At 51.2% G+C, this 629-nt stretch carries 1 protein-coding gene; it reads left to right on the forward strand.

From position 1 onward, the window contains the following. Window positions 1-230: 230 nt before the first annotated feature. A partial coding sequence (locus tag C3418_RS23870) for an ISAs1 family transposase (protein WP_146054096.1) occupies window positions 231-629 on the forward strand: 399 nt, incomplete at its 3' end.

The raw sequence follows: 629 nt of genomic DNA on the forward strand, positions 1-629 counted from the left end.
ATGATTTCCATGACCAAGGCGGACTTGCGCTTGGCCGTCCAACGTTTGATTTCTTCGTCCATCGTGATGCTCATGTCTGTGATCTCCACTCATTATGACCTGAGCAGGATTTCAGTGGGTCATTACATTCCACCGTTGGGTGTTCAGGGCGGGATCGCACTTTGTTAATGAAATTTGAACAGGCATATCGTCTGTGATCTAATCGCGTCTCCATGCAGGAGGCACGCGCTATGACGTTGATTGAACACCTTACCCTTGTCGAAGAAACTCGCTCTGAGATCAATCGTAAACATAACCTGGTTGATGTCATGTTCCTTGTCATCAGTGCCATCATGAGTGGTGCCGAGGGCTGGAATGACATCGAAACCTATGGCGATTCAAAGATCGATTGGCTCCGTCAGCATCGCCCCTTTGCCAACGGCATCCCGCGGCGTCACACGGTTGCCCGCATTCTGCGCTGCATTGTCATCGATACCTTGCTTGAAGCGTTGCTGTGCTGGGTCAATGAACAGCGCACTCATCAGGGCAAACCCATCATTGCCTTTGATGGCAAGGTGTTACGCGGCTCCTTTCGGGGAAATGCCAAGGATGCGCTTCAGTTGGTCACGGCTTACGATACCGAAAATGGG

The organism is Aeromonas sp. ASNIH8 (assembly GCF_002919855.1).
GTDB lineage: Bacteria > Pseudomonadota > Gammaproteobacteria > Enterobacterales > Aeromonadaceae > Aeromonas > Aeromonas caviae.